General features: G+C 53.5%; 6 protein-coding genes. 5 read left to right on the top strand and 1 reads right to left on the bottom strand.

The genetic code is table 11. The features are described 5' to 3' along the window. Positions 1 to 995: 995 nt before the first annotated feature. Complete coding sequence (locus JRF57_16450) at positions 996 to 1,217, bottom strand: Smr/MutS family protein (protein ID MBW2305284.1); 222 nt, start codon at positions 1,215 to 1,217, stop codon at positions 996 to 998. A 169-nt stretch (positions 1,218 to 1,386) separates the two neighbouring features. Between JRF57_16450 and JRF57_16455 the strand changes: the two genes are divergently transcribed. The 5 genes from JRF57_16455 (at position 1,387) to JRF57_16475 (ending at position 4,857) form a co-directional block, all read left to right on the top strand. Next, on the top strand, positions 1,387 to 2,349 hold the full coding sequence (locus JRF57_16455) for a YedE-related selenium metabolism membrane protein (GenBank protein ID MBW2305285.1): 963 nt from the start codon (positions 1,387 to 1,389) through the stop codon (positions 2,347 to 2,349). 48 nt (positions 2,350 to 2,397) lie between these two features. Beyond that, complete coding sequence (locus tag JRF57_16460) at positions 2,398 to 2,628, top strand: hypothetical protein (GenBank protein ID MBW2305286.1); 231 nt, start codon at positions 2,398 to 2,400, stop codon at positions 2,626 to 2,628. A gap of 161 nt (positions 2,629 to 2,789) precedes the next feature. After that, on the top strand, positions 2,790 to 3,563 hold the full coding sequence (locus tag JRF57_16465) for an alpha/beta hydrolase (protein MBW2305287.1): 774 nt from the start codon (positions 2,790 to 2,792) through the stop codon (positions 3,561 to 3,563). Between the two features lie 657 nt (positions 3,564 to 4,220). Continuing rightward, the gene (locus JRF57_16470) at positions 4,221 to 4,445 is read left to right on the top strand and encodes a hypothetical protein (protein MBW2305288.1); all 225 of its coding nucleotides are present in this window, start codon (positions 4,221 to 4,223) and stop codon (positions 4,443 to 4,445) included. 19 nt (positions 4,446 to 4,464) lie between these two features. Further along, the gene (locus JRF57_16475) at positions 4,465 to 4,857 is read left to right on the top strand and encodes a hypothetical protein (protein ID MBW2305289.1); all 393 of its coding nucleotides are present in this window, start codon (positions 4,465 to 4,467) and stop codon (positions 4,855 to 4,857) included. Positions 4,858 to 5,033: the final 176 nt, after the last annotated feature.

Raw genomic sequence — 5,033 nt, forward strand, 5'->3', positions numbered from 1 at the left:
CTTGACCTTGAACAAAATTGAACGTTTTTCAAAGGTCTCATCCGCTCCACCGTAACACCCGGCAGGCGCTTTTCGCTTTAATTCGAACGGCTGGTCAAGTTTTGCTCAACACGGGATGTCGACCCTTTTCGGGCCATGGCCCCATGTCCTGTCCATTCCCCTGAAATCCGGGTTTCCGATTTCCTCCAAAATGGGAACGGCTCCCGCAAAAAACCGCTCTATATACATCAGCTCCCGGTATTATCAAGGAGCGGAAAGCCTTACTCTCCAGGACAACCATGTCGGATGTTCTGGTACTTATTCACTTTGTCCGTTTTTTCGGTTCCCTATCCTCTTCTTTCGCAACTTCCAAGGACCAGAATGATGCCTTTTATAATAACCCCTGCCCATGGGATTTCAAGGGGTGGGGTAGATTTTCTTTCTTTTTCTTCACAAAATCGATCTCAAATTGATAGCCCGGTCTTTTCCTCCAGTCGAGCCCATCATGGAACCCGCAATGGAAATTCAGGGAAAGTAGAGCTCCCGGCTGCAAGCAGCGGGGTATCAATCAGGGACCTTGTATTTACCGCCGCAACCGGCGGGGAATTCAACCCAAAGGGATTAAAATCTGAGCCTGACGCAGCTTGGTCTCGCCGTAGCCGCGGCGAAGGCGGAAGATAGGGGAAAAGGGCCATTTATGGATGGGCACTAATGAAACCCTCTTCACAATGCCTTTTTAACATCCGGGATTACCGATAACTTCTTTACTTTTTCCCCTACACAGCGTTAAAATAAAAATTCGCGAGTAGGTCCCGTGCCTTTCTTGCGAACCCTCTGTGGTAAGTGAGTCTTCCCTCTCGCTTGTTTTCAGGGGCGGGGATCTGGCAGCAGGTCCCAGAGAAAGCGGGGCCTATTCGCGTTTTTTTATGAACCCCATATATGAAGTCTCTTAAAATCGCGGTTTCAAAAGCCCTTCTATCCTCTCCCTGCATCCCAAACCCGCCCCGGAGTCATTTTTACTCCGGACGAAGCCGCACCAAGGTCGCCCCCCATCCGGATGCGCTTGAATCAAGGTGAAAATCCAAGACCATCGGGTGCCTGGAAAGGAGGCCATGAACCGTCCGCCTCAGGACCCCTTTCCCCTTTCCGTGGATTATGCGAACCTCGAAAATTCCCGCCTCACGGCAGGCGAGGAGATACTCCTCCGTCACCGAGGCGGCATCCCGGGGCGAAAACATGTGCAGGTCCAAGACCCCGTCGAGGGGGTAGCGGGTCTCTTCCAAGATTCACCTCCATCTCCGCTGGAAGTTCTAAAGCGGGGGATTGACTTTCTCAAACCAGATCCCTATCACCTATCGAACAACCCGATATAACACCCCGAAAGGATAGATTTTTCCTGTTTGACTCATCGGAGGGAAAAATCTGTTTGCGACGCGGTGGGGGATAATCGGTGTAGGCGCCTTCATCGGCGTACTCGCCCCGCTCCTTCAAAAACTGGGAAACCCGGGCAACATGGGGATCTGTGTGGCCTGTTTCGAGCGGGACATATCCGGGGCCTTGGGGCTCCACAGGGCTGCGGTGGTCCAGTACCTGCGGCCGGAAATCATCGGCTTTGTGCTGGGTTCACTCATCGCGGCATACCTTTTCAAGGAATTCCGTCCCAGGGCCGGCTCGGCACCTGTGGTCCGATTCTTTTTAGGGGCCTTTGCAATGATCGGGGCACTGGTCTTCCTCGGTTGTCCCTGGCGAACCCTCTTGAGGCTCTCGGCCGGAGACGGAAACGCCATCCTGGGGCTTCTAGGCCTGATCGCCGGAATCTGGATTGGTACCCGGTTTCTCAAGGCCGGATACAGTCTCGGGAGATCAGAGAGGACCCCCGTTGCGGTGGGCTGGCTTCTTCCCCTTTTGATGCTCGGGCTCCTGGCGCTCATGTTCATTTACCCCCAGGTACAGGGCCAGGAGAAAAGCGGCGTGCTTTTTTACAGCGTTAAGGGGCCCGGCGCCATGCATGCACCTTTGGCAGTCTCCCTCATCGTGGGGCTTGCCGTTGGGTTCTTGGCCCAGAGAAGCCGCTTCTGCACTATGGGGGCCTTCCGGGACCTGATCCTTTTCCGCCAGATGCACCTTTTCTCCGGGGTCCTCTCGTTTCTGTTCTTGGCCTTCATCACGAATTTCATTTTTGGCCAGTTTCATCCAGGCTTCGCCAATCAACCCGTGGCCCACACCATGCATTTTTGGAATTTCTGGGGAATGGTCTTGGCGGGCCTGGCCTTCGCCCTGGCGGGCGGGTGCCCTCGCCGCCCGGGCCAACCGGATTGCAGGCAGGTATGCCCGCCCCACTCCTGGAACCCAGGTGTCGGAAATCATTGAACATATCCCCCAGGCCCCGGAAGAAACCCTATCACAGGAGAAAACCTGATGAACAGTTCTCCACATAAACCAGATCCGGCGATTCGCCCCGACATGACCATACTGGACATTGTTTCCGCCTTCAAGGAGACGGAGGCTGTTCTTAAGAAATACGACGGAAAGGCCGGCGTCTGCCTCTGCTGTCAAGCCCTCTTTGATCCCTTGGAGGAAGTTACCAAAAAGTATTCCCTCGACCTCCAGGAGCTCTTGGGCGACCTGAATCATGCCGTCGAAACTTGACATTTGAGATTGATACGGATAAGAGCCCTTCAACAACGGGAGGTTCTTCCCTGAACGGCTGTCCCGACGTGGCGAGATCGACGCGCGATTTTCCGGAAACAACTGAAAAGGATGGCGGGGCGGGGGAGTCACCGGTGGGATTCCGCCGGGAAAATCGACCAATGCCAAGGGATAATCCCATGAAGCCCGATCTCTACTATGAAGTGCACGGCGAAGGAGACACCCTCCTGCTCCTCCATCACGGTTTCGGTTGCAGCAAAATCTGGGGAGAGATTTACCCGACCCTGGTCAAGGCGGGTTACCGAGTTGTCTTCTACGATAGGAGAGGATACGGACGATCGGAAAGGTTCGAGGATTTTCCGGCCTCTTACGTGAGTGACCGCTTCCGCTCCCAATCCGTTGAGGACCTGGCTGCCCTGGTCGAGCACCTGGATCTTCATTCCTTTCATATCGTCGGCCAATGCGAGGGAGGGGTGGTGGCCCTGGATTACACCGCGGCCTTCCCAGATCGGGTCAAAACCATCACTGTCTCGAGCACCCAGTGTTACAGCAGGGTCCCGATGGAGGAGCTCAACCGCGAGAAGTTTCCCACGCCCTTCAAAGACCTTCCGGAGGGACTCCGGAAAAAACTTATCGACTGGCACGGCGAAGAGTATGCCGAGCCCTTTTTCAACCAGTTTCGGCTTTACGGCGGCGCTTACGGCAGGGGGATCTTTGACCTTCGCCCCCTTCTGCCCGACATCACTTGCCCGGTCCTCGTTCTCTATCCAGACAGAAGCTCCATCTTTGACGTGGACCAAGGCCTTGCCTTCTATCACCGTCTCCCCAATGCCGAACTCTCCGTCCTACCCAGGTGCGGCCACAACACTTACGAACATTACCCCGAAGAGTACACCAGACAGATCATTCAATTCTTAAAAAGAAACGGATTTTGATGATCCTGCCGGGTAAAGCGGGTAAAGCCACCCGGAGACCCTTGAAAAACGTTCAATTTTGTTCAAGGTCAAGAAAGGCGAAAAATTTAACCGCCCCGCTAGGTATCCCAAACGGGACAGGCATCCATACATTGAAGTATTTCGAGGATTAAAATTTGAGCCTGACGCCGAGATTGGGCAAAAGGGAGCGTTTTTCAAAGGTCTCACCCGCTTTAGACAGCGGGGTATCTTGAGGGGAATCACCCCGCCCCAAAAACCTGAATCACGCCGGTTCCAATTCTATCCGTCAATATCTCCCCACTCAGTGACACACCTTTGACGTTCGGGGCCCATATTTGACACCTTTTGAAACCAAGGGATCATAAAGCATTAAACCAATATTACACAATTCAACCCATTAAATATTATTCTAATCACCACCATATACCTCGCAACAAACGACGCATAAAAAAGTCTAATTGGCATTGATCATGCATCTATTTGCGATGTCAAGTTGTGAGGATACCCGGCCTACCCCACCCAATCCCGCCAAGAGGAGGGGGTAAAGGTGAGGATCTGGGGGACAAGCTGGTGTGAAATGCAAAACAGTTTCTGAGTATAGCGTAAGATGTGCGGAGCAAAAGTGATCGCTTCGGGAGAGAGAGGGGGTTTAAAGTGATGAAAGGAATCACCGTAGGGAAAAAGATCGCGGCAGGATTCGGTTTGATGATCCTGTTGTCCATGATCATCGGAGGGGGAGGGATCCTGAAAACCACCCAGGTTTCGAACGATGTAAACGATCTATGCGAAACCCATCTTCCTCTTGCGGTTCTGGGTGGTGAACTGGCCGATACTGCCGCAATGCAACGAAACCCATCTTCCTCTTGCGGTTCTGGGTGGTGAACTGGCCGATACTGCCGCAATGCAAGAACTGGCCGTTACACTTTACGTGATTCATGGAGAAGACAAATACATTCAAACCTTTCGGGATCTCGAAAAACAAGAGGATAGGGCGTTCAAGGATACAAAAAAGCTTCTAAGCACAGATCCCGACCTGGTGAAGGCCGGTTGGCCTGCCCTGGTCGACGAGGCAGCAGGGCTTCACGACCGCTTTGTCGAGGCGGGCAACGCGTTGATAGACGCCGCGAGGGCCAAGGATCAGGACGGCATTGCAAGAAAGGCTGATGACCTGGAGGCTGTTTCTCAGGAATTCCATCACAGGTGCTCAAAAAATTCCAAAAAATCAACACCAAGGAGGCGCATCGAGTCGCCATGGAGGCCGCTCGCCAGAGCAGCCTTGCAAGCGCCACCATGAAAGTCATGACCCTCATGACCCTTTTGGCGGGAGTGATTCTTGCCTTCTTCATCACCAGGGGGATAACAAGGCCTATCCGCCGTATCATCGGGGGCCTGAATGAGGCTGCATATCAAGTCGTGGCGGCGGCCGAACAGGTTTCTTCCGCAAGCCAATCTCTAGCAGAAGGATCTTCT

Source organism: Deltaproteobacteria bacterium (assembly GCA_019310525.1).
GTDB lineage: Bacteria > Desulfobacterota > DSM-4660 > Desulfatiglandales > HGW-15 > JAFDEE01.